At 44.7% G+C, this 24,188-nt stretch carries 22 protein-coding genes and 6 pseudogenes; 27 read left to right on the top strand and 1 reads right to left on the bottom strand.

The window, feature by feature from the left end; genetic code table 11:
- The first annotated feature begins 40 nt into the window (after positions 1 to 40).
- The 3 genes and pseudogenes from JCM19037_RS10640 (at position 41) to JCM19037_RS10635 (ending at position 1,500) form a co-directional block, all read left to right on the top strand.
- On the top strand, positions 41 to 571 hold the full coding sequence (locus tag JCM19037_RS10640) for a DUF177 domain-containing protein (protein ID WP_042400858.1): 531 nt from the start codon (positions 41 to 43) through the stop codon (positions 569 to 571).
- 74 nt (positions 572 to 645) lie between these two features.
- Positions 646 to 820: pseudogene (rpmF, locus tag JCM19037_RS24290) on the top strand (50S ribosomal protein L32).
- 164 nt (positions 821 to 984) lie between these two features.
- A complete protein-coding gene (locus JCM19037_RS10635) occupies positions 985 to 1,500 on the top strand; it encodes an RsfA family transcriptional regulator (protein WP_042400856.1) in 516 nt (171 codons plus the stop codon).
- Between the two features lie 55 nt (positions 1,501 to 1,555).
- Here JCM19037_RS10635 and JCM19037_RS10630 read toward each other — a convergent pair whose 3' ends face one another.
- Positions 1,556 to 2,029 (bottom strand): N-acetyltransferase, encoded by a 474-nt coding sequence (locus JCM19037_RS10630; RefSeq protein WP_042400855.1) that lies wholly within the window; start codon positions 2,027 to 2,029, stop codon positions 1,556 to 1,558.
- 224 nt (positions 2,030 to 2,253) lie between these two features.
- Here JCM19037_RS10630 and JCM19037_RS10625 point away from each other — a divergent pair, with 224 nt between their 5' ends.
- From JCM19037_RS10625 to sigG, 24 genes and pseudogenes are all read left to right on the top strand, one after another.
- Positions 2,254 to 2,643: a DUF3397 domain-containing protein gene (locus JCM19037_RS10625; RefSeq protein WP_042400853.1), complete on the top strand. Its 390-nt coding sequence runs from the start codon at positions 2,254 to 2,256 to the stop codon at positions 2,641 to 2,643.
- A gap of 51 nt (positions 2,644 to 2,694) precedes the next feature.
- Positions 2,695 to 4,314 (top strand): bacillithiol biosynthesis cysteine-adding enzyme BshC, encoded by a 1,620-nt coding sequence (bshC, locus tag JCM19037_RS10620; protein WP_042400850.1) that lies wholly within the window; start codon positions 2,695 to 2,697, stop codon positions 4,312 to 4,314.
- Between the two features lie 486 nt (positions 4,315 to 4,800).
- Positions 4,801 to 5,232, top strand: a complete 432-nt coding sequence (mraZ, locus tag JCM19037_RS10615) for a division/cell wall cluster transcriptional repressor MraZ (protein ID WP_042400849.1) — start codon at positions 4,801 to 4,803, stop codon at positions 5,230 to 5,232.
- Positions 5,233 to 5,252: 20 nt separating this feature from the next.
- Entirely contained in the window at positions 5,253 to 6,185 is a 933-nt protein-coding gene (gene rsmH / locus JCM19037_RS10610) for a 16S rRNA (cytosine(1402)-N(4))-methyltransferase RsmH (protein WP_042400846.1), read from the top strand.
- Positions 6,186 to 6,216: 31 nt separating this feature from the next.
- Positions 6,217 to 6,576, top strand: coding sequence for a cell division protein FtsL (ftsL, locus tag JCM19037_RS10605; protein ID WP_042400843.1), 360 nt, complete (start codon positions 6,217 to 6,219; stop codon positions 6,574 to 6,576).
- Positions 6,577 to 6,602: 26 nt separating this feature from the next.
- Positions 6,603 to 6,911: a hypothetical protein gene (locus JCM19037_RS22700; RefSeq protein ID WP_052363789.1), complete on the top strand. Its 309-nt coding sequence runs from the start codon at positions 6,603 to 6,605 to the stop codon at positions 6,909 to 6,911.
- 14 nt (positions 6,912 to 6,925) lie between these two features.
- Positions 6,926 to 7,866: pseudogene (locus JCM19037_RS28460) on the top strand (peptidoglycan D,D-transpeptidase FtsI family protein).
- Positions 7,809 to 8,810, top strand: a complete 1,002-nt coding sequence (locus JCM19037_RS22685; protein ID WP_081829227.1) for a penicillin-binding transpeptidase domain-containing protein — start codon at positions 7,809 to 7,811, stop codon at positions 8,808 to 8,810. Before JCM19037_RS28460 ends, JCM19037_RS22685 begins: the two are co-directional and overlap by 58 nt.
- 138 nt (positions 8,811 to 8,948) lie before the next feature.
- A pseudogene (locus JCM19037_RS10595) lies at positions 8,949 to 10,885 on the top strand (stage V sporulation protein D).
- 139 nt (positions 10,886 to 11,024) lie between these two features.
- On the top strand, positions 11,025 to 12,497 hold the full coding sequence (locus JCM19037_RS10590; RefSeq protein ID WP_042400840.1) for a UDP-N-acetylmuramoyl-L-alanyl-D-glutamate--2,6-diaminopimelate ligase: 1,473 nt from the start codon (positions 11,025 to 11,027) through the stop codon (positions 12,495 to 12,497).
- A gap of 24 nt (positions 12,498 to 12,521) precedes the next feature.
- Positions 12,522 to 13,502: pseudogene (gene mraY, locus JCM19037_RS10580) on the top strand (phospho-N-acetylmuramoyl-pentapeptide-transferase).
- A complete protein-coding gene (gene murD, locus JCM19037_RS10575) occupies positions 13,499 to 14,848 on the top strand; it encodes a UDP-N-acetylmuramoyl-L-alanine--D-glutamate ligase (protein ID WP_042400834.1) in 1,350 nt (449 codons plus the stop codon). The pseudogene mraY and the gene murD overlap by 4 nt, the downstream one beginning before the upstream one ends.
- A 96-nt stretch (positions 14,849 to 14,944) precedes the next feature.
- Positions 14,945 to 16,048 (top strand): stage V sporulation protein E, encoded by a 1,104-nt coding sequence (gene spoVE, locus JCM19037_RS10570; RefSeq protein ID WP_042400831.1) that lies wholly within the window; start codon positions 14,945 to 14,947, stop codon positions 16,046 to 16,048.
- Between the two features lie 39 nt (positions 16,049 to 16,087).
- Positions 16,088 to 17,190: pseudogene (murG, locus tag JCM19037_RS10565) on the top strand (undecaprenyldiphospho-muramoylpentapeptide beta-N-acetylglucosaminyltransferase).
- 36 nt (positions 17,191 to 17,226) lie between these two features.
- On the top strand, positions 17,227 to 17,451 hold the full coding sequence (locus tag JCM19037_RS25750; protein ID WP_052363785.1) for a hypothetical protein: 225 nt from the start codon (positions 17,227 to 17,229) through the stop codon (positions 17,449 to 17,451).
- 14 nt (positions 17,452 to 17,465) lie between these two features.
- Positions 17,466 to 17,522: pseudogene (locus JCM19037_RS30070) on the top strand (hypothetical protein); the annotation flags it as partial.
- A gap of 24 nt (positions 17,523 to 17,546) precedes the next feature.
- Positions 17,547 to 17,936: a cell division protein FtsQ/DivIB gene (locus JCM19037_RS25745; RefSeq protein ID WP_052363784.1), complete on the top strand. Its 390-nt coding sequence runs from the start codon at positions 17,547 to 17,549 to the stop codon at positions 17,934 to 17,936.
- Between the two features lie 412 nt (positions 17,937 to 18,348).
- Complete coding sequence (gene ftsA, locus JCM19037_RS10555; RefSeq protein WP_152549033.1) at positions 18,349 to 19,611, top strand: cell division protein FtsA; 1,263 nt, start codon at positions 18,349 to 18,351, stop codon at positions 19,609 to 19,611.
- Positions 19,612 to 19,671: 60 nt separating this feature from the next.
- Positions 19,672 to 20,820, top strand: a complete 1,149-nt coding sequence (gene ftsZ / locus JCM19037_RS10550; protein ID WP_042400825.1) for a cell division protein FtsZ — start codon at positions 19,672 to 19,674, stop codon at positions 20,818 to 20,820.
- Positions 20,821 to 21,088: 268 nt separating this feature from the next.
- Positions 21,089 to 21,370 (top strand): sigma-E processing peptidase SpoIIGA, encoded by a 282-nt coding sequence (locus JCM19037_RS30065; RefSeq protein ID WP_373900747.1) that lies wholly within the window; start codon positions 21,089 to 21,091, stop codon positions 21,368 to 21,370.
- On the top strand, positions 21,330 to 21,923 hold the full coding sequence (locus tag JCM19037_RS10545) for a sigma-E processing peptidase SpoIIGA (protein WP_042400823.1): 594 nt from the start codon (positions 21,330 to 21,332) through the stop codon (positions 21,921 to 21,923). The genes JCM19037_RS30065 and JCM19037_RS10545 overlap by 41 nt, the downstream gene beginning before the upstream one ends.
- Positions 21,821 to 22,039: a sigma-E processing peptidase SpoIIGA gene (locus tag JCM19037_RS30060; protein ID WP_373900770.1), complete on the top strand. Its 219-nt coding sequence runs from the start codon at positions 21,821 to 21,823 to the stop codon at positions 22,037 to 22,039. Before JCM19037_RS10545 ends, JCM19037_RS30060 begins: the two co-directional genes overlap by 103 nt.
- 31 nt (positions 22,040 to 22,070) lie before the next feature.
- Entirely contained in the window at positions 22,071 to 22,793 is a 723-nt protein-coding gene (gene sigE, locus JCM19037_RS10540) for an RNA polymerase sporulation sigma factor SigE (protein ID WP_255343733.1), read from the top strand.
- A 164-nt stretch (positions 22,794 to 22,957) separates the two neighbouring features.
- The gene (gene sigG, locus JCM19037_RS10535) at positions 22,958 to 23,740 is read left to right on the top strand and encodes an RNA polymerase sporulation sigma factor SigG (RefSeq protein WP_042400821.1); all 783 of its coding nucleotides are present in this window, start codon (positions 22,958 to 22,960) and stop codon (positions 23,738 to 23,740) included.
- Positions 23,741 to 24,188: the final 448 nt, after the last annotated feature.

Genomic DNA, 24,188 nt, shown 5'->3' with positions numbered 1-24,188 from the left:
GACCGATATAATTACTCTTGTTGCTCTCGAGGTGATTACATTGCGTTGGACAATTCAACAACTATTAACGAGTAGAAGTGAGCGGGTCGATATTGACAAGGTTGTCGATGTCACGGAACTTACTGAGCGCGACCGGGAATTGCGGCACGTATCCCCAGTTCGAGTTCATGGGTATGTGATGATTGATCGTCAATATGCAACCTTCCATCTCCATGCGGAAGGGTCGATGACTCTACCGTGTGCAAGAACGCTAAGAGACACAATAGTTCCATTTGACATTGCGTTTACGGAGCGATTCCGAATTGATGGAGCGCCAATATCTAACGAAGACGAAACGCTGCACGAGCCAGAGAATGGTTATGTGGATCTTCTTCCTTATATTAAGGAGAATATTCTTCTTGCGATCCCAATTCGGGTAATTAATGATGACCAAGATCCATCCGATGATACGCCAAACCAAGGAAATGGTTGGGAAATCGTGTTGGATGAAGATCATAAGAAAACCGATGAAAAGACCGCTGTTGACCCTCGCTTAAAGGACTTAGCGAAATTCTTTGAAGACGATCAGTGACGGATAAGATAAACACTCGCGTGTAGTCTTTAATGATGAAATTGAACTCATTTTCTAAAGGAGGTGCATTGAGAATGGCAGTACCAAAAAGAAGAACATCCAAAACAAGAAAGAATAAACGCCGGACTCACGTAAAGCTTGCAGTACCAGGCATGACTAAGTGCTGAGTGTGGAGAACTTAAACGTTCACACCGCGTATGCAAATCTTGCGGGACGTATAAAGGTGAAGAAATTGTAGAAGCTCAGTAAATGCTAGCTTCAAAAGGAAACGGTCGTGCAGATGAACCTCATCTGCACGACCGTTTTTGCTTTCTTTTGAAGTTCTATCATAGATGGCACCGTTTCGGCATAGAAGTACATAAGGAGATATGATTAGCAATGATAAGGAATGAGTAAGAATCGGAGGGAAGAGGATGAGTGTTGTCAGACAGGATGCATGGAGTCAGGAGGAGGATGTAGTACTCGCGGAAGTTGTGCTCACACATATTCAAGAAGGCAAAACGCAACTGCAAGCATTTGAAGAAGTAGGCAAACGTTTAGGGCGAACATCGGCAGCATGTGGATTTCGTTGGAACGCTAGCATTCGAAAACAATATGCAAAAGCCATTCAGAAAGCGAAAGCAAACAAAACCCCGTTAAAGCATGAAAAACCATTGTATACAGTGGAGAGCAATGAACGTAAAGTTTTAAGTAGCCAAACAGTAGGAAGTATGGAGGACGTTATACGCTTTTTACAACAGATGCAACAAACCGAACATGCATCAGGGCAACTGGAACGAGAAATTGAGCGGGAGCGCTCAGAAAAGCAAGCATTACTTACTCGACTACAAAACGCAGAACAAAAACTCGCCCGTGTCGAAGAAGACTATCAAACGTTTCTTGCATTGCTCGACAAAGCGAGGTCACTGCCTGGAATGAGTAACAAATAAAGGGAACCCAGTAGGTAGGGTTCCCCTTTGCGGAGCAATCAAACGATTGCTCTTTTTAGTTCTTTTGTGCGGATACGTTCGATGGATAGGAAACGTATGGGTTTTCTCCTCGGTCTCGAACGGAATCGTACTCTACTGGAGAGAATCCCATCTTTAACCAAAAATCATCAGAGCCTTGGCGTGCGTTCGTCTTAATCGGATATCCTAGCGTCTTTGCGTATTCAACGAGCGCTTTCCCGAAGTTTCTTTTGCGGTAGGGTTCAAGCACTTCGAGCTTCCATAGTTCTAAAAACGTTTGTGGAGGTTCGAAATAGAAGTCATACTTCTTCTCAATTTCATATAAACACATACGCGCTGCCAATCGATCGCCAATATATATCCCGTAAAAAGGCGACTTGCTGTTATTCTCAATCATGTCTTCTTGTAGTTCCTCTTTCATTGACAACTCTTGAATGCCAACTTCGCGGAATGCTTGGAAATCTTCAATTGTTTTGTAATTAATTCTAAGTTGTTCAACGTTAACGTCCACGGAAGTGCCTCCTTTAAATATAGCCCATCTTCACATTTATTTTACTATATATTGTAGCGGTTGTGTTTTCATACGTAAAAAAAATCCAAAAGTCAGATCAAAGGAAATTCAAAACCGGGTATGCTACACTGAAGCTATTGAACGTGCGTATACACCTTTGCATCAACTACCTAGAACGTACAGACAGAACCTCATTCATGGGAACGTTAGGAGTTGAATACGCGTTGACGTTTGCAACATATATGATTACAGTACTTTTGACTTTTCCTCTATTGATTTTTTTGATACTATCGGTTTTGTTCAAGCGTTGGCCACAAACAGAGAAGCAAGCCATCCGGCTCGCCGCTGATATTACGACGCCTTTATTTTTAGGAGCGGTCTCCTTTCTTTGGTTTGAAGTTTGGAGTGCGGGTAGCTATTGGGTGTTTGTAACGATTCTTTTACTTGTCGGGGCGATGTTTACGTATTATTATGCTAAAGTATATGAAGAACTCCAACCGAAGAAGCTCGTGAAAGGGCTATGGAGACTGTTGTTTATTCTCGTAATGCCAATTTACCTCGTCGTATTTACCTATGGGTTTGTTTCGAGCATGTTTACATACTTCTCATCCTAGGTAGCCGTGGATAAACACCAATGTTGAAACCTTCAAGAAAGGTCGGAAATCATGACGATCGAATCCTATTCATCGATAAAAGAAGGATGGTTACAGCGTTACGCTGAGGGTGAATCTCAAGTAGCCTCTTTATACGACTATCGCCCATCGGGCGATGAACGTCGACGCCACAAAGAACTTATGGATCATTCGTATGATCGGAGTGAGTTGCAAAAGGCGCTACAAACGTATCAGTCCAACTTCTTATATAATGAACAAGCACTAGAACAAATAAAGAAATTTTCATCAGACGAAAGTACAGTGATTGTCGGTGGACAACAAGCCGGACTGTTCACCGGTCCGATTTATACAATTGCTAAGGCGCTTTCAATCGTAGAAAAAGCGAAAGAGCAAGAAGCTGCACTTGGTACACCTGTCGTTCCTGTGTTTTGGATTGCAGGCGAGGATCACGACTGGGAAGAAGTAAACCATGTGTACGTCCACACGCCCGACAACCGCTTACAAAAAGTGAAATACGAAGGTCACGCTTCTCAACGTGTTGCCGTTACGAATCAAAAGCTAGACGAACAGGCAATGAGGAAGATGATCGACGAGCTGTTTTACCATTTAGGTGAGACTGAACATACGAAAGAGCTTCACCACGTTGTTTCTCGATTTGCTAAGCGTTCAAATAGTCCTTCACGTTTTTTTGCCGAGCTATTACTTTGGTTGTTTAAAGATGACGGTCTTGTTGTCATGGACGCAGAAGAACCGGTGTTTCGAAGCATGATGGCTGATCTATGGCAGGAGTTACTCTTGTACAATGACGAAGTGAGAGGGCATTTCGCAACGGCGTGCAATCGTGTCGAGCAGTTAGGTGAGGAACCGTTTATCCTTCTTTCCAATGATCACACCCATCTTTTCTATAAAGATGATGGGTATCGAGAGAAGATCGTTGCCCACGATGATGGGGACTTATCATTGGAGAGTGGTCGCTTTAAAATGTCTAAAGGTGATTGGTCAGAGTGGGGAGCGAAAGAACCAGACCGTTTTAGCAGTAACGTCTACACGCGCCCCTTCGCTCAGGAACGGATGTTGCCTGTACTCGGATTCGTCTCTGGCCCTGGGGAATTAAAGTATTGGTCGATGGTTCAACCTCTCTTTCATCAGTTCCGTCGTCAAGTGCCACCGGTTATTCCTCGTGTGCAACAAACGTTTGTGGATCGAAAGTCGGCGAAGGCGCTTCAAAGCGCTGGATTACCTGTGATTCAAGTAACCGAAGAGGGAACGAAGGAACGCCAATGGAAGTTGAAACGTGACAGTGAGCAGTTGGATACTGGAGCGCTTTTAGAAGCGAGCAAACCTGATGCCCGCCAAGCGTTACAGCCTTTGCGAGAAGCGCTTCTTGGATTGTCAGCTTCAGAAGAACGCTTTGCAAATAAGAAATATGATGACGTGCTCCACGTACTCGAAGAGATGCAAGCGCGCGTTGACCTTGTACAATATGCGCGGGTTCAGCCGGAGATTGAGCGGTTAAAGTTTGCCGAACATCGATTGTCTCCAGAACAGAAGCCTCAAGAACGGATGCTCAATATTTTGCAAGTCTTGAATGAAGGAGGCGTCTCCCGCTTTCGTCAGCTCATGAGTGAAGCGAATGTCGCCGATTTTGAACATCATATTCTCTACATCTAAAAAAGTCCCCCACTTTCTCCCCCGTAGAAAGTGGGGGACTTTTTCTGTCGTCTAGTAAGATAAGAGCGCATCTAAGTTGTCCGATTGTTTTATAAAAAGTCGATGCCCGTACTTGCAAGTGACACCCCTTGCCAAAATCACTGGAGAATAGCGGGGTGTCGTCGACAATGTGCGTTATTAGATGAGGAAATGCAGGCGTTTCGACACCATTCGCTTCGCTCGTAATTTCAGGAGTGGGATTGTAGTGATGTCCTCTCGATCTGTAGTGAACAAATGAAAGATGTACAGTGAAAGGAGGAAAAAAGCCGATGAATGCAGCGGATGTTTATAAAAAATGTTCGCTGTTATTTTATGTCAAAAACCGCGTTAATTCGCGCTTTCTGTCTTTCTCAAGAAATCATGCGCAAAAAAATGCAAAAAATAACGTGGTGTAAAGTGGGGGATTGTGGTAAATTATCAGTATCAAGTGGAAGGAGATGGCGCTCCATGTTTATGGGCGAATACACTCACGCCATCGATGATAAAGGCAGGCTGATCATTCCGTCGAAGTTCAGAGAACAGTTGGGGGACCAATTTGTTGTCACAAGAGGTATGGATCAGTGTGTTTTTGTATACCCAAGAACAGAGTGGGATCTGCTTGAACAGAAACTTAAAACGTTACCATTTACAAAAAAGGATGCACGGGCGTTTACACGCTTCTTCTTCTCAGGAGCAGCAGAAGCCTCTTTTGATAAACAAGGCAGGGTGAATATCCCGAGCCCATTACGAACATACGCAAACTTAGACAAAGAATGTGCGATTATCGGAGTTTCCAGGCGTGTTGAGATTTGGAATCAATCAACTTGGGAATCCTACTTTGCAGAGTCGGAATCATCGTTTAGTGATATTGCAGAATCAATGGAAGACCTTGATTTCTAAGGAGAAAGGAGCTTACAGGCATTTATACTCATGACACCGTGCTTCTTCATGAATCAGTTGAAGCACTAGACATTAAGCCAGATGGCGTTTATGTGGACTGTACGTTTGGTAGAGGTGGCCATTCTCAATTAATTCTTCAGCAGTTAGGCAAAGAAGGGCGCCTCATTGCTTTTGATGCAGACGATGAAGCCATCCGCTCAGCAAAAGAAACGTTCGCAAATGAACAACGATTGACGCTCTTCCATGTGAATTTTCGGGAAGCGGCTCGTTTTTTAAATGAACAAGGCATTACGGGCGTAGACGGTGTGTTGTTTGATTTGGGAGTATCTTCTCCCCAATTTGATGATAAATCACGAGGGTTTAGCTACCAAGGTGATGATCCGCTGGATATGAGAATGGACCAAAGACAATCGCTCACAGCAAGGGAGATTGTGAATACGTGGCCTTTTGAGGACCTCGCTCGCATTCTTTATCGATACGGAGATGAGAAGTTTTCAAGGCAAATTGCTCGTCTTATTGAACGTTACCGACAGTCAAAACCAATAGAAACGACGAGTGAGCTAGTAGAAATTATTAAAGAAGGAATTCCGGCTGCCAAAAGAAGGACAGGGGGACATCCTGCCAAGCGCAGCTTTCAGGCACTAAGAATTGCAGTGAATGATGAAATGGGTGCGGTTGAGGAAGCGCTCTCCGCATTTATTCCGATGCTTCGAGTGAACGGCAGAATTGCTGTTATATCCTTTCACTCATTAGAAGATCGCATGACGAAAACCATTTTGGACGAGTACTGCAAGTTGCCGAAACTTCCCCCAGGGCTACCGGTCATACCTCCGGAACTAGAACCATCCATGCGATGGGTGAGCAAAAAACCAATCGTCGCAAGTGAGCAAGAGCTAGAAGAGAATCGAAGAGCAAGGTCAGCGAAACTACGGGCGGCAGAAAAGATAAAGTAGAGAAAAGTAGAGATCTACGAGGGAGGCAGCAATGAGTCAATTCGCATTTAAACACGAACAAACGCAGCAATCGCAACAAAATCCCCAAGTGGAGACGGTGCAAAAGCGGCTGAAGAAAAGAATTACGCTCGGTGAAAAATGTTTAATGATGATCATCGTTGGCATCATTCTCGTTACCGCCCTCATGATGATCTCGAATTACGCTACAATTTATAGTCAAAACTCAAGCCTCTCGGATGTCAATACGAGCATAAGTAACCAGCAAGAAGTGAATGCAGGGCTTGATTTGCAAGTTGCTGAACTTAGTGATCCTGAAAGAATCCTTCATCTCGCTCAAGAAAATGGCATGCAGCTGAATGAAGGCAACGTGCAAGTGGTGACCGGTGAATAGACATCCCTAAATAAGGTGGTGAAGTTGTGAAACGCACAACCATCGTATATCGTGCGTTAATTGTGTTCGCCTTCGCTGCACTTCTGTTAGCAGTGATTGGCGGACGCTTTTTGTATGTTCAAATCGCACAAGGAACAGAAGAACATGATTATTTGCAGTATGCAGAAAGACAATGGACGAGTGAGCAACCTTTACACGGAGAACGTGGGACCATTTACGCCAGTAATGAAAGTGCGATTGCAGAAGAGGTGTCTTCGTATACAATCCAACTCATTCTGCGAAATGACTTTGGGTATGCGGGGGTTGAAGACCTGTTGAAACCGCACGGGAGTTAGCGCCTCACATTAATATGGAGGAAGGTGAGTTGCTACAAAGAATTGAAAATGGCATGGAAGAAGACCAATTCCAAATTGAATTAGGTCCAGGTGCGAGTTATTTAACATTTGAGCAGCGACAGGCAATTGATGATCTTGAACTCTCAGGGATTGAATTTCGTACGGAGCCGAGAAGGTATTATCCAAAGCAAGATTTTGCTTCTCATGTCGTCGGGTATTTTAACCGCAATGAAAATTCTCCGGCAATGGGTTTGGAATCTTATTTGAATGACCATCTTGAAGGGACAGGTGGGTCATACAGTTATATGCGTGCGAGGAACGGCGTGCCACTTCCTGGAGAAATTCGAGACATCGAAGAAGCGTACAACGGTGATGATATTCACCTAACGCTTCATTCCAATATTCAATTGGCCGTCGAGCAAGCGTTAACGAATGCCGATGAACAGTATAGCCCTGAACGAATGATTGCAGTAGTCGCTAACCCTAAATCAGGAGAGATATTAGCGATGAGCAATCGCCCATCGTTTAACCCGAACCACTATGAATCGATTTCAAACCATATGAATTTCGCGGTGAGTGACCATTTTGAACCAGGTTCAACGATGAAAATATTTACGATGCAGCAGCCATAGAAGAAGGGGTGTATGAGCCGGATGACTATTTCGAATCCGGTACGTACAACACCGGCTACGCAGATACCCCTCTCATTCGTGACCACAACCAAGGCCGTGGGTGGGGAAGTATTCCATACCGAGAAGCGATGCCTCGTTCAGCGAACACCGCCTTTGCAAGCATCGTTAATGATCAGCTTGGTGCTGAACGTTTCTATGAATATATGAACGCTTTTGGATTTGGGTCCCCGACCGGCATTGAATTACCGATGGAAGCACCAGGCTCATGTCAGAAAATGATTTGGGTGCCATCTATTCTGGGTTTGGACAAGCTTCTGCTGTGACGCCAATTCAACAAATCCAAGCAGCGACCGCCATTGCGAACGATGGGCAGATGGTCAAGCCATATTTAATTGATTCGATTGTGAATCCAAATACCGGGGACGTGACGTATGAACACGAACGAGAAGTCATTGGTGAGCCAATCTCTAAAGAAACCGCTAATGAAGTGATGGAACAGCTTCATGATGTTGTGTATAGCGATGTTGGAACAGGTAAACCGTTTCAAGTTGATGGCATTGAAGTGGCAGGCAAAACAGGGACTGCTCAAATTCCGAGTGAAGGCGGCTATTTGCAAGGGCACAACCAAAATGTGTTTTCATTTCTAGGTATGGCGCCATTTGATGACCCTGAAGTTATTGTGTACGTTGCTGTTGATCGACCGGACATGCAAAATGGTCAAAGTGGAAACCAAGCGGTTGCAGAAATCTTCAACTCTGTTCTAAAACAAAGTATCCAGTATTTGAATGTGACCCCTGAAGAGTCCGACAACCAAGCTTATCAACCTGAAGGTGCAGAGTTGATGAATGTAAGTGGAGAAAGACGATCAGATGCGGTTGATGCATTACAACAAGAGAATCTCGAACCGGTCTTACTCGGTCAAGGGAACCGGGTTGAAGCCCAATTGCCAGCCCCGCACGCCAAAGTGCTCGCCGGGGAAAAGGTGTTCCTGTACTTAGGCGGAGAGATGGAGATGCCAGACCTTTCAGGTTGGTCTGTGCGTGATGTGATGAAGTTTTCTCAAGCTGCTGGTGTTACCGTTGAACAAAGCGGCAATGGCTATGTGATAAATCAAGAGATTGCACCAGGAGAGCCAATTTCAGGCAATGAGACGATTGAAGTGAACTTTGATTCAGAACGAAACAGTGATGAAGATGAGGAAGACAGTGAAGAAGGCACGGAAGAAGAAAGTCTAGAAACAAATGATGAAGAAGTTGAAGATGAGTAATCGTCGTTTTTTCGTTCAACTGTTCTAATGTGATTCCGTACAAGCATAGAGTTGAAAAGGAACAAGCTTTTATAACAGACGCTCATTAAGCCAAACGCTTATTGCGGCTACACATCTAGTGTAAAAGGTGGCCTTTCAATGTCTAAAATTACGAAAACGCTTGTACGGAAACGTTTATTATTCGTCTTGTTGATTGGTCTGGTGTTAACCGTCATTCTTATTGCAAGGCTAGGATATGTGCAGTTTGGCCTTGGCGGCTGGCTGACGGGGGCAGCTGAGGACTCTTGGAGTCGAGATCTCCCTTTTGAAGCAGAGCGTGGAGAGATTTTAGACAGAAACGGAGAAGTGCTCGCGACGAATGTAAGTGCGCCTTCTGTCCTTGTCGTGCCAAGACAAATTGACAACCCAAATGAGACTGCAGCAATGCTTGCAGACATTTTGGATGGGGACGAACAAAGAATTTATAGCCAAGTGACAGAGAACAGTTCGATTGTGCGGATTAACCCTGATGGCAGAAAGATTGAACAAGATGTCGCATCTGATATTCGTAAAATGCGACATTCTGGCGTTTATATCGTCGAAGACAATAAGCGGCATTATCCTAATGGTGAGCATTTAGCCATGTGTTAGGGTTTGCTGGTATTGACAATCAAGGCCTTGTTGGGCTGGAGAGCTTTTACGATGAACAACTTCGGGGTGAAAGTGGGCACGTATCGTTCTTTTCCGATGCACAAGGTCGGAGGTTGCCTGATATGGCAGATCAATATCAACCTCCGCAAAACGGAATGGACGTAAAGCTAACGATTGATAACCGGGTTCAAACGATTATTGAACGAGAACTAGATGATGCAGAAGCCACGTATGACCCTGATGGGGCGATGGCAATCGCCATGGATCCAAGTACTGGGGAAATTCTAGGGATGTCGAGTCGCCCTCATTTTAACCCAGATGACTATCAAGCTGTTTCACCGGAGATATACAACCAAAATCGTCCGATTTGGGCACAATATGAACCAGGATCAACGTTTAAAATTATTACACTCGCTGCCGCATTACAAGAGAATGAAGTTGACTTGGATGAAGATCATTATCATGATTCAGGCTCCATTGAGGTGTCCGGTCACCGGCTTCGGTGCTGGAAAAAAGGCGGACATGGGAGCCAAACATTCCTTGAAGTTGTGCAAAATTCGTGTAACCCTGGTTTCGTCGTTTTGGGGGAGCGTTTAGGGACTGAGCGTTTATTTGATTATATCCACTCGTTTGGATTCGGGGAGCAAACCGGAATTGATATGGACGGAGAAGGCAGTGGCATTCTGTTTGACGAAGAAAATGTAGGGCCACTTGAGCGGGCGACTACCGCATTTGGTCAAGGGGTGTCCGTAACGCCGATTCAGCAAGTCGCTGCTGTAAGCGCTGCGGTTAACGGAGGCACTTTATACCAGCCGTATATTGCCAAAGACTGGGTAGACCCAGATACAGGTCTTGTCATCGATAGTCAGTTGCCGATCGCAAAACGAAACGTCATCTCGAGTGAAACATCGCAAGAAGTGCGACGCGCCTTAGAGCATGTAGTAGCCAAAGGAACCGGCGGCAAAGCGTTTGTGGATGGGTATCGTGTCGGCGGAAAGACAGGTACAGCTCAGAAGGCTCAAGGTGGACGTTATTTGGAGAATAATCATATTGTATCGTTCATTGGGTTTGCCCCTGCAGATGACCCGCAAATCGTCGTATATGTTGCTGTAGATAATCCGAAAAATACGGTGCAGTTTGGCGGCGTCGTCTCTGCGCCCATTGCAGGTAAGATTATTGGAGATAGCTTGAGTGCGCTAGGCGTACCGAGAAGAACAGACCAAATTGAAAAAGAACTCACCTGGTCAGATGTTCCGTACCTTGAAGTCCCGGATGTGACCGGTCTAACATTACGAGACATTCATGATGCTCATTACCCATTGCAACTTGACATAACGGGTGTTGGGGAAACGATCGTCAGTCAAGCGCCAGAACCAGGTGTTCGCGTGCAAGAAGGGTCCACCCTACGTATATTTATGGGCGAAGAAGACGAAAGTGATGAATAATACGATTAGCAAGAAGGGTGAACTTCTTGGCTAATCGTCTATCTATGGATTCCTGTTTGCATCTGTAAGAAACTGTTACAAATTCTTATCTATTAATGATATAATTATTGCTTGTGAGAATGAAAGTGAGTGATAAGTAATGAAGTTAAATGAACTCGTTGAAGACGTGCTTGTTTACAAACAACACAATAATGTAAATCCAGAAATAAGCGCCATTGAAATGGACTCTCGAAAGGTGCAACCTGGGGTGCTCTTTGCGGCACTTCGCGGCTTTACCGTTGATGGCCATGACTTTGTTCAACAAGCTGAACAACGCGGGGCAGCGGCAATCTTAGCAGAAGAGCCTGTAGAAACGAAGCTACCGGTGATTCAAGTGAAAGATACGTATCGTGCGCTTGCCCAACTCGCAGCGAAATTTTACAAAAACCCAACAAAAGATATGAACGTCATCGGTGTGACAGGTACAAATGGAAAAACGACGACGACACACCTTATCGAAAACATCTTTCAACATGCAGGTAAGAACATAGGTCTCATTGGCACGTTGTACACAAAGTTTAACGATGTCATCGAAGAATCTAAAAACACAACACCTGAGTCCCTTCTTTTGCAACAAAAGTTTACTCAGATGAGAGATGCCGATGTTCAACACGTCGCGATGGAAGTATCATCTCAAGCATTGGCGCTAGGGCGGGTCCGAGGCACCGATTTTAACATTGCCGTCTACACGAACCTTACCGCTGATCATTTGGATTACCACGAGACGATGGAGAACTATAAACAATCGAAAGGCTTGTTGTTCTCTCAGTTAGGCAATGCATACACGGATGAGCGAAAAGCAGCGGTTATTAATATTGACGATGAGCACAGTGACTATATGACGAGCATTACCTCAGCTCCAATCATTACGTACGGACTGAGTGAGGGGGCCGATGTAAGAGGCACCGATTTGCATGCCGGTCCAGGAGGCACATACTTTCGCATGATTATCGGAGATCAATCCGTTGATTTGAATTTAAAGATGGTCGGCCGATTTAATGTGTATAATGCTCTCGCTGCAGCGGCTAGTGCATACGTATCGGGAATTGCAGTAGAAGATATAAAAGATAGCCTAGAAAGCTCTAAGCCAATTCCAGGTCGCTTTGAAACCGTTGATGCTGGCCAGGATTTTGCGGTGATTGTTGATTATGCTCATACCGCAGACAGTTTGGATAATATATTAAAAACGGTGAAAGACCTTGCTAACAAAAACGTATACGTCGTCGTTGGATGTGGTGGAGATCGGGATCGCACGAAGCGACCAGAAATGGCGAGAATTGCTGTGCACTACGGCGATGAGGCGATTTTCACTAGCGATAACCCACGCTCTGAAGATCCTGAAGCGATTTTACGTGATATGCGCGCGGGTGCAGAAGGTCAACCGTATACCGTAATTACTGACCGTAAGCAGGCGATTCGAACAGCGATTCATAAAGCAGAAGCAGGCGACGTTGTCGTTATTGCCGGAAAAGGGCATGAAACGTACCAAGAAGTCGCTGGTGTGTTCCATGATTTTGATGATCGCGTAGAAGCTTCACAAGCCATTCAAGAACGCCTTGCCGAGCGAGGATAAACGAGGAGAAAGGAGAGACCGGATATGTTTGAACCATCGATTCTCATAGCCATCGCAGTATCATTTGTTTTATGTGTCGCTCTTTCCCCTTTGTTTATCCCGATTTTGCATCGGATGAAGTTCGGGCAGAGCATTCGTGATGAAGGACCTAAAAGTCACCAAAAGAAAAGCGGAACACCAACAATGGGTGGGATTGTCGTTTTACTCAGTTTGATGATCTCCGCGGTAGCGTCATTTTACTTATTCCAGAATTAGAGCTCAACTATCAAGTGTGGCTATTGCTACTCGTTACGCTCGCTTTTGGTATTGTTGGGTTTTTAGATGATTTTATCAAAGTGGTCATGAAGCGAAACCTTGGCCTGAATTCTAAGCAGAAGTTACTCGCACAATTGGTCGTGTCCTTCATTTTTTACTTTGTGCTTAGAAACTATGGATTTTCTACATCTGTGGATATTCCAGCAACAAACATGTCTATTGACATCGGCATCTTATACTTAGTTCTCATCGCAGTCATGCTCGTTGGTGCGTCCAATGCGGTGAATCTAACAGACGGACTTGATGGTTTGTTAGCCGGGACATCAGCGATTGCCTTTGGTGCATTTACTGTTCTTGCTTTCGGTGCTGGTGAACTTGAAATTGCTGTGTTCTCGGCGGCTGTCGTCGGTGCGGTGCTTGGTTTTCTCGTCTTCAATGCCCATCCGGCAAAAGTGTTTATGGGTGATACCGGCTCTCTCGCGTTAGGTGGTGCCATTGCAGCGGTTGCCATCTTGCTTGAAATGGAAATCTTGCTCATTATTATCGGAGCGGTGTTTGTCATTGAGACTTTATCAGTTATTATCCAAGTGATCTCGTTTAAATTAACAGGTAAGCGAGTGTTTAAAATGAGCTCTTCACCATCACTTTGAGCTCGTTGGATGGTCAGAGTGGAAAGTTGTTATCGTGTTTTGGGTAGCGGGTATGATCTTTGCTGCAGCGGGTGTTTACATTGGGGTGTTAAGTTTATGAATGATTTCTCTGTAGATGGCAAAAAGGTGGTTGTTCTCGGGCTAGCCAGAAGTGGAGAAGCTGCGGCTCGTCTGCTTTATGACTTAGGAGCGAGTGTGACTGTCAACGAATACAAAGAAAAACAAGAGTTACAAAACGCAGAAGAACTAGAATCACTCGGCATTTCTTTTGTGACCGGCGGGCATCCCTTATCGTTATTAGAGCCACGCCCTCTATTCGTCGTGAAAAACCCAGGCATTCGCTACGATAATCCCCTCGTTAAACGAGCGATTGAAGCTGAAATTCCCGTCATTACGGAAATTGAATTAGCTGCACAAGTGGTCGAAGGAACGATGATTGCGATAACCGGTTCTAACGGAAAAACGACGACGACGGAACTAATCACTCGGATGATTAGCGAAGATGGAAAACAAGCTGAAGTAGCCGGAAACATCGGCCGCCCAGCGAGCGAAGTGGCTAGAACTATTGATAAAGATGGATTTATGGTGACTGAAGTATCGAGCTTTCAACTCAAAGGAACGTTGCATTTTAAGCCGAAAATTGCTTTGATGTTGAACATTTTTGATGCCCACCTTGATTATCATGGCACGAAAGAAGACTATGTGAATTCGAAAACGAGAATCACGACAGAACAGACAGAAGAAGACTTTTTTGTTTACAATGCTGACGATCCAATTGTCGTACGGGCAGCTGAGAAATCGAGAGCGACGAAAGTGCCCTTCTCTGTGGAGCGACCCTTAAATTCCGGAGCCTATTACATGAACGACAACATCTATTGGCAAGATACGGTAATTATGAAGCGAGCAGATGCTGCGCTTCCAGGGATACACAATTTGGAGAACATATTGGCAGCTGTTGCAGCGGCTAAACTATCTGGAGTGAGCGATCGTGCCATTGCTCATGTGTTGAACGTATTTACAGGTGTAGAGCACCGTCTGCAGTACGTGAAGACGCTTCAAGGTCGTAAAGTGTTCAATGATAGCAAAGCGACGAATGTTCTTGCCACAGAAAAAGCACTACAAGCATTCAAAGAGCCGGTTGTTCTCATCGCTGGTGGTTTAGATCGTGGCAATGAATTCGATGGCCTCATGAGCAGTATGGAAAATGTAAAAGCGTTAATCTCTTATGGGGAAACGAAACATAAGTTAAAATCAACGGCCGATGCAGCAGGTGTTCAAACGACAGAAGTGACAAACACGTTAGACGAAGCCGTTGCCACTGCTTTTCGTGCTTCTAATATTGGGGATGTGATCCTTTTGTCTCCAGCATGTGCGAGTTGGGATCAATATCGAACATTTGAAGAACGAGGAGAGGCATTTATTCGAGCAATTGGCGCAATCGAATAAAGCTAGGACATGTTCTTCCTCACCCCGTCATAAGCTGTAGTGTGTGCGTGTCTTTTTTGGACAAAGCATGACGTTGCGATGTGACGGGGTGAAATTATGAGTGAAAAGAAAAAAACGGCAGACGGTCTACTGTTGTTTGCCATTGGTGCTCTATTAATTATTGGGGTCATTATGGTGTATAGTGCGAGTGCGGCATGGGGAGAGTATCGTTTCTCCGATCCGTACTATTTCGCAAAGCGACAGATGTTATTTGCTTTTGTCGGCGTGATCGGTATGACAATTATGATGCACGTTGATTATTGGAACTGGCGCAGGTTTACGTTGCTCGGTCTTTTTATCTGTTTTGGTTTGCTCATTCTCGTCCTCATTCCAGGCGTAGGCCTTGTGCGAGGCGGTGCGCAAAGCTGGATCGGTGTAGGGGCATTTTCAATTCAGCCGTCAGAGTTTATGAAACTTGCTATGATTGCGTTTTTAGCACACTGGTTGGCAGCCAACCCACAAAAGATCCAATCGTTTAAGACCGGCTTACTTCCACTTTTAGCGATCATCTTTACAGCTTTTGGGATGATCATGCTACAACCCGATTTAGGAACAGGTGCGGTAATGGTGGCCACATCGTTTGTCATCTTATTTGTAGCTGGGGCAAGAGTCAGACACTTTGCTGTAATGGGTGGGATTGGCATTGCAGGTTTTGTCGGGCTAATCGCATCAGCACCGTATCGGATTGATCGGATTACGTCGTTTATGGATCCGTGGAGTGATCCACTCGGCACAGGGTTTCAAATTATTCAATCACTTTATGCCATAGGTCCTGGCGGACTTTTCGGAATGGGGTTTGGTGAAAGTAGGCAAAAGTACTTTTACTTGCCTGAACCGCAAACCGATTTTATTTTTGCGGTGATCGCCGAAGAAGGAGGATTTATCGCAGGTGTCGCTGTCATTTCGTTGTTTGCGATTATTCTTTGGCGGGGGGTTCGTACTGCGCTATTAGCACCTGATTCGTTTGGCACATATCTTGCAGTTGGAATCGTTGGTATGCTGTTCATACAAGTCGCAATTAATGTCGGGGTAGTGATCGGCCTTATACCAGTAACTGGAATTACGTTGCCACTTTTAAGCTATGGTGGGTCTTCGTTAACACTCATGCTTGTAGCCCTAGGCATTTTAGTTAACATTAGCAGTAATGTTCGCAGCGTATAGTTGTGCGCATTGATATTTACACATGAAAAGGTGAAAAACATGAAAGTTCTACTCACAGGAGCGGCACCGGAGGTCACATTTATCCGGCGCTCGCACTCGTTCATACAATACAAAAACAAAACCCCGACGCCGAGTTCTTATACGTTGGAACAGAAAACGGGTTGGAAAGTACCATTGTGCCAAAACAAAACATCCCTTTCCAAACGATTGAAATCTCCGGATTCAAACGGAAGCTTTCGTTTGAAAACGTGAAGACGGTGCAACGGTTTTTGCGTGGAACGAAAAAAGCAAAATCAATCATTAAACAGTTTCAACCCGATGTGGCGATTGGCACAGGCGGGTATGTTGCGGGACCGGTCATGTATGCTGCTTCAAAAGCAGGGGTGCCGACAATCATCCATGAACAAAATAGCATTCCTGGCTTGACAAACAAGTTTCTTAGTCGCTACGCCGATCGAGTGGCGATTTCTTTTCACGAAGCGAAACAATACTTTAAAGAAGAGAAAGTTGTTTTTACAGGGAATCCAAGAGCAACCGAAGCATTGGAAGCACCAGAACTAGACATTCATCATGAATTTGGCATGGATCGTAGGCTGCCTATTGTGCTCGTCGTCGGTGGAAGTCGGGGGGCAAGACCGATTCACGAGGCGTTTTTAGATGCGTTACCAAAAATGACCGACAAAACTTGCCAATTCTTGTACGTTACTGGAGACGTACACTATGATAAAGTAAAGGAAACATTAAATGAAACGAAGAATGCTCAACATGTAGTCATTCGCCCGTTTTTGCACAACATGCCGAGTGTACTAAAGCGTGTGGATGCGATCATAAGCCGAGCGGGGGCAACAACGCTTGCAGAAATTACGGCGATGGGGATTCCTTCAATACTTATCCCAAGCCCGTACGTGACGAACAATCATCAAGAGCATAATGCTAGATCGTTAGAGCGCGTGGGGGCAGCGATTGTCCGAAAAGAATCAGAATGGACCGCTGAGCAAATGGAGGCAGATTTGGCCTATTTGTTCCAAGACCAAAACCAGTCACAAATGAGCGATAATGCCAAAAAGGCAGCCGTACCAGATGCTGGTGAACGAATGTACGCACTCGTGCAAGAATTAATGAACGCCGGTTCTTCGACCTAGTAGAAACGTGCTCCGTTCGTAAAAGGATTGAGGTATATGTCTGACGACCAAAAAGTCATATCCGTACAAGATCGCATTCCGGCGCTGAAAGAACAGCGGAAAAAGCGAGCCAACCGACGACTGATTTTGTATGTGAGTATCTTTTTCATACTCATTGCAGCAGTTGTCTATTTTCAGTCACCGTTAAGCCATATTCAAACCATTCAAGTCGAAGGCCAAGAAATAGGGGAGGAGCAAGAAATCCTTCTGCCAGTGGTCTAGAAACAGGGACAAGCATTTGGTCTGCGGATTTTGACGCAGCAGAGCAATCCATCACACAAATTCCATACGTTGATTCAGTAGAAGTGAGACGCTCATTGCCCACAACCGTTCGCATCGTTGTTAACGAGCGAGAGCGAACCGCGTATATTGAGCAGGAAGGGCAATTTATTCCGGTTTATGGCAATGGAAACTTGATGGAAGAGCAAAGTTTATCAACGCATCCAAGTGATGCACCGGTCATTTACAATTGGACAGAAGACCGTTTGTTAGAACTGTTTTTTGAAGAGCTCGATCAGCTCGGGGACGGCATTGTGAATCACATCTCTGAAATTCATCCGCTTGAAGACGATCCAACGCATCTCAGGCTATATATGAATGATGGCATTGAAGTTGAGACGACTGTGAACCAATTTGCGGATCATATGACGCCGTACCAACGATTGCAAGGCAAATTTCAGCCCCAGAAGATGGCGTTTTACACATGAAAATGAGCCTTACTTTGAAGCATTTCAATGGGAAGAAGAAGATGAAGAGATGGAAGAGCACATCGATACTGGAGAAGGCGGAGTCGAGCAACCTGAAGAAGAATCATCAGACGAAGCATAAGGTGGCACTTTTGGTGGGTTACAACTGAAAATCGTGAGTGAAACGAGATAGGGGAGAGAGAAGTTGTGGCTTTTGTTCTAGTCGCAATGTAGAGCGTTTTTCGCTTCCCTAGTCGGTGAACATAGTGTAGACTTGTACATAGTAATTCTTTTTCCAAATGAAAAAGGGATTTGCTGTATTGAAATCGAACTAAACTTAAGTAAGTCGTTTTCCAATGCGAACGAAGCTTAATCTTGTAAACAATGAATAACAGAAACTAGGTAGAGTTTTTATCAGTAGGAGGTACCACGCATGGACAGTAATGAATTATATGTCAGTCTCGATGTTGGTACAGCCGAGGTACGTGTCATGATCGGAGAGATGTCAGCAGGGATGCTGAACATCATTGGAGTAGGAAATGCGACTTCAACAGGGATAAAAAAAGGTGCAGTTGTTGACATAGATGCTACTGTCAAAGCCATCCGGCAAGCGGTTGAGAAGGCCGAGAGAATGGTGGGTATGTCAATTAAGCAAGTGGTTGTAGGCATTAACGGAAACCATATTGATCTCCATCAGAGTCACGGAATCGTTGCAGTATCCAGTACGAATAAAGAGATCACGGACGAAGACATTGATCGTGTGAAAGACGCTGCAAGTGTCGTTAGCATTCCTCATGATCGTGAAATTGTTGATGTTGTGCCTTTGCAGTATATTGTAGACGGTTACGATGGCATTACGGACCCGACAGGTATGATTGGTGTTCGTCTTGAAATGGAAGGGCTAATGGTAACTGGCTCGAAAACCGTTTTACATAACCTACTGCGTTGCGTAGAAAAAGCAAACTTGGAAATTATCGACATCTTCTTGCAGCCTCTTGCGGCTGGAGAAATCGCTGTTTCTGATGATGAGCGATCGCTCGGCGTTGGTTTGGTTGATGTAGGTGGCGGACAGACAACCGTCTCCTTTTTCCAACATGGTGGGCTTGTCGCCACGCATGTATTACCGATTGGTGGAATGCATGTAACGAGTGACTTATCTGCAGGGCTTCGAACGACAATGGGACAAGCTGAACAAGTGAAGATTGAACACGGACATGCGTTTATCGATGATGCATCCAACGATGTGACGACGAAGATCGTTCCGATGGGCAATCACGATGGTGAAGAGTATTCACAACAAGATCTTGCTCATATCATTGAACCGAGAATGGAAGAGATTTTTTCACTCGTCGAAGACACGTTGAGCAAGTACGGTGATATTCCTGCAGGTGTTGTACTCACTGGTGGCGGCGTCATGATTCCTGGAACGTTGGAACTTGCCAGAGATGTGATGGGAAGAAACCTTCGCATGGCCATCCCAGATTATATCGGGGTGAGAGAACCACGGTATACAAATGCTGTAGGACTCATTGAATTTGCCCATAAGCATGTTAAAATGCTTAGTAAAGAGATGGTTGCAGCAACAGCCGACACTGAAGAGTTGCCGGCAGAACCTGCTCGCAAAAAAAGACAAGCTGAGAAACACGTAAACGAACAAAATGAGAACAGTCCTGGTGTAAAAAAAACGCGTACGTAATTTCTTTAAAGTGTTTTTTGAATAAAGCAGGCACATTTGACTGAATGAGGGGGACCTGAAATGCTAGAGTTTGAAATGGACATGGACCAACTCGCCCAAATTAAAGTCATTGGGGTCGGAGGTGGAGGTTCAAACGCGGTAAACCGTATGATTGAAAATGGCCTCCAAGGTGTAGAGTTTATTGCAGTAAATACGGATGCACAAGCACTCCAACTTTCACAAGCTGAAACGAAGTTGCAATTAGGTGGAAAGCTTACTAGAGGTCTTGGTGCAGGTGCGAATCCAGATATCGGAAAAAAAGCTGCAGAAGAGAGCAAGGAACAGATTGAAGAATCGTTAACCGGCGCTGACATGGTGTTTATTACTGCCGGAATGGGTGGAGGAACTGGAACAGGTGCCGCCCCTGTTATTGCTGAAATTGCTAAAGAAATCGGCGCTCTTACTGTAGGTGTTGTTACACGACCTTTCTCTTTTGAAGGGAAGAAGCGTTCAACCCATGCGAGCGATGGTATTGAAGCACTAAAAGAAAAGGTTGACACACTAATTGTCATACCAAACGATCGTTTGCTTGAGATTGTCGATAAGAATACACCGATGTTAGAGGCGTTCCGTGAAGCGGACAACGTACTCCGTCAAGGTGTACAAGGCATATCAGATTTAATTGCTACACCGGGTCTCATTAACTTAGACTTTGCCGATGTGAAAACGGTCATGAGCGAGAAAGGTTCGGCTCTGATGGGGATTGGCATTGCAACGGGTGAAAACCGTGCTGCTGAGGCAGCGAAAAAAGCGGTTTCAAGCCCCCTTTTAGAAACGTCAGTAGACGGGGCACAAGGGGTATTAATGAACATTACAGGTGGAAGTAACCTGAGTCTATTTGAAGTTCATGAAGCGGCTGAGATCGTTTCAGACGCCTCTGATCCTGAAGTGAACATGATTTTTGGTTCCGTCATTAATGAGAATCTGAAAGAAGAGATTGTCGTCACGGTCATTGCGACCGGTTTTGATGACCAAACCGAAAAGAAGCACAGGCAGCAAAAGACAAGAGGGACAGCTCCTAAACGTCAACAAACGGTGCAGAGCAATGAGTCCGAACGACCGTCGCAATCAAACCGTCAATCTTCATATGAAGAGCCACCACAACAATCTCAATCTGAAGAAGATTCATTGGATATTCCGGCATTTCTTAGAAATCGCCGCCGTAAATAACAAGTAAACGTCCGGTACGACCTTTCGTGGTTGTATCGGACGTTTTTCTTTTGCTTCCCCAATGTTTTTTTCAACATATCATGCCCTCGCTGTATCCTTATAAATAGCGGGTGTCAAACCTTGCTTAGAGTGAACACTTCTGTCTTTCGACACAATGGAACGAAAAGGTTGAAAAACAGCGACTCTGTCACTCTAACAAAATGACATACTTCGAAACCGCTGCAGACTATACTTATATCAAGAGTTTAGCAAGGAAAATGAATCCTTCGTGAAGGGAGGATGTGCAGGTGTCTTGACGTTATACATAGATATTATCTATGGACTGAATACGATCGTAACCATTTCACTTTTGTATATGACGGGGAAATGGATTGGATATGAAATAAAGCCTGTTCGCATCGTCTGCACAGCGCTAGTTACCGGCTTACCCTTGTTCCTATGGATGACGGATTATAGCGTATATTTGGCATCTCCAATTTCGCAATTTTTTATCTGTTTTAGGAGCGGTGTTGCTTGCCTTCGGTTTTCAGACGTTTTGGCGGCTTTTTAAAACGGTTGCCGCCTTTTATTTTATTTCGATTTTATCTGGTGGTGCGGTCGTGGCGATGAGCTGGTTTTTCCAGTCTTCAGCACTCGTTCAAAGCTGGAGAGCCACTTCTACATGGCATTTATTAGATCATATGCACGCACTGCTCGTACTATCCACAATCCCCGTCGTTCTAATTTTAAGTGAAATTGTCAAACGTGCCGTAAAAGAAGACAAGAAGATGATGAAAAAGCTTGTGCGAGTATCGATTCGAATGACAGAAGAGGACGATTGGATTGACACTAGTGCACTCGTTGATACTGGCAATCAATTGAAAGATCCGATCTCAAGGAAGCCCGTCGTTTTGGCAGAAGCATCGATTGTGCGTCCATTGCTCGATGAAGCATCCTTTGCTCAGTTTATCGAATGGATCGCAACAGACGGGAATCAAGGTGCCAACCTTTGGATGATAAAATCCGTGTCATACCGTACCGTGCTGTCGGGAGCAGCCATGGATTTATCTTTGCCGTTGTCGCCTTTGAAGTTGTCATTTGGATCGATGACGAGAGAAAGGTGAACACTCACACCCTTATTGGATTTGAGGACAAACCGTTTTCGACTGAAGGCAAATTTCAATGCATTATTCCTCCGGACTTACTTCCGGACGAAACACCGTCAGAACAGGCCAGTTAAACACGCAACACTCACCGAAGGGGGATTTACTTTGTGGAAGAAATCAAAAAAGATGATTACAATTCGTTGGTATCGCCTGCTCGTCCGCCTCGGCATTAAACCTGATGAAATTTATTATATCGGTGGAAGCGAAGCCTTGCCTCCACCGCTTTCGAAAGAGGAAGAAAAAGATTTGCTAGACCGTTTGCCTTATGGCGACCCTGAAGTACGGGGGCGTCTAATTGAGCGAAACTTGCGCCTCGTCGTATACATTGCGCGTAAATTTGAAAACACAGGCATTAATATTGAGGATCTCATTAGCATCGGAACGATCGGGCTCATCAAAGCCGTGAATACATTCAACCCAGAAAAGAAGATTAAGTTGGCAACGTATGCCTCACGTTGTATTGAGAATGAAATTCTCATGTATTTACGCAGAAATAACAAAACTCGTTCAGAAATTTCGTTTGATGAGCCGCTAAACGTTGACTGGGACGGAAACGAACTCTTACTCTCGGATGTAATGGGTACCGACGATGATATTATTACTCGTGACCTCGAAGATAAGGTCGATAAATCACTCCTCAGAAGAGCATTGACGACATTAAACCCCCGAGAGAAACAAATTATGGAACTTCGTTTTGGTCTAGCAGGAACAAAAGAAAAAACGCAAAAAGATGTGGCAGATATGTTAGGCATATCGCAATCATACATTTCTAGGTTGGAAAAACGAATCATTCGCAGACTAAGAAAAGAATTTAATAAAATGGTGTGATCAAGAAAGTCTCATTGGACTGCGGTTCTACGTAAGATTGTTCGCTCCAACCTTTCTTTTAGGAGGAAACCGAACGCATAAAAAAACCTCCCACGGACATACTGAACATGAAAGCAGGATGAACGTTGAAGTTCTCTGCTATGACGCCGTGGGAGGGAACGCATGTGACACGCAACAAGGTAGAAATCTGCGGAGTTGATACGTCAAAGTTACCCGTACTTAAAAATGACGAAATGCGAGTGTTGTTCACTGAATTGCAAGCAGGAGATGAACGAGCACGAGAAACGTTAGTCAATGGGAATTTGAGACTTGTACTTAGTGTGATTCAACGGTTTAACAATCGAGGAGAGTTTGTTGATGACTTGTTCCAGGTCGGATGTATTGGACTTATGAAATCCATAGATAATTTTGACCTAAGTCATAATGTGCGTTTTTCTACGTATGCCGTACCGATGATTATTGGAGAAATTCGTCGTTATTTACGAGACAACAACCCGATCAGAGTGTCGAGGTCTCTAAGAGATACAGCTTACAAAGCTTTGCAAGTTCGAGATCGGTTGATGGCAGAGAAAAACCGTACGACCGAACCGACCGTACAAGAAATCGCCAAGGAGTTAGACCTTCCAAAAGAAGACGTCGTTTACGCTCTAGACGCGATTCAAGACCCTGTATCATTATTTGAACCGATCTATAACGACGGTGGAGACCCGATATACGTAATGGACCAGATTAGCGATGATAAAGAGAAAGATAGCACGTGGGTTGAGCACATCGCCATCCAAGAAGCGATGATTCGATTAAACGAACGAGAAAAAAAGATATTGGACATGCGATTTTTCCAAGGAAAAACACAAATGGAAGTTGCCGAAGAAATCGGCATCTCTCAAGCGCAAGTATCCAGACTAGAAAAAGCAGCCATTCAGCAAATGAACAAACATACAAGGTAACCACACAGTGTTGTGGTCAATAAACCAGCCCCTAATAGATTCATAGGCTGGTTTTTCGTCGAGGAGCAAGAGGCCCAGCGCCTAACTAGCACGCACGTTTACTCATATCACTTTCGTTCTTCTCAAAATGCACAGTTGGTTCTTGATTTACTACAGGCGGAAGCTTTTGCTCGAGAGCATAAGTGCAACATCGGAGGCCCGGAACGCCCACCGTGTTTTCTTTACAGTCCAGAGCATAAGTGCAACATACCTCGGTACTGCGCTTTTGTCTAATTTGGTTGGATGCTCGGTGTTGGTAATTTCTAGGAGATCGGCGATCTAGATCACGCCATAAATGGTCTAGATCACGGTAAAAGGACTGTTTTTCTCATATATAGGTTGATCTAGATCATTTTTCATGGTGATCTAGATCATTTTTCACTGCTCTCAAGACCAGCGGCACTAAGGG

This window comes from Geomicrobium sp. JCM 19037 (assembly GCF_000698105.1).
GTDB lineage: Bacteria > Bacillota > Bacilli > Bacillales > Marinococcaceae > Geomicrobium_A.
The sequence above is the reverse complement of the archived record's forward strand: the minus strand, read 5'-3'. Positions and strand labels throughout refer to the sequence as shown.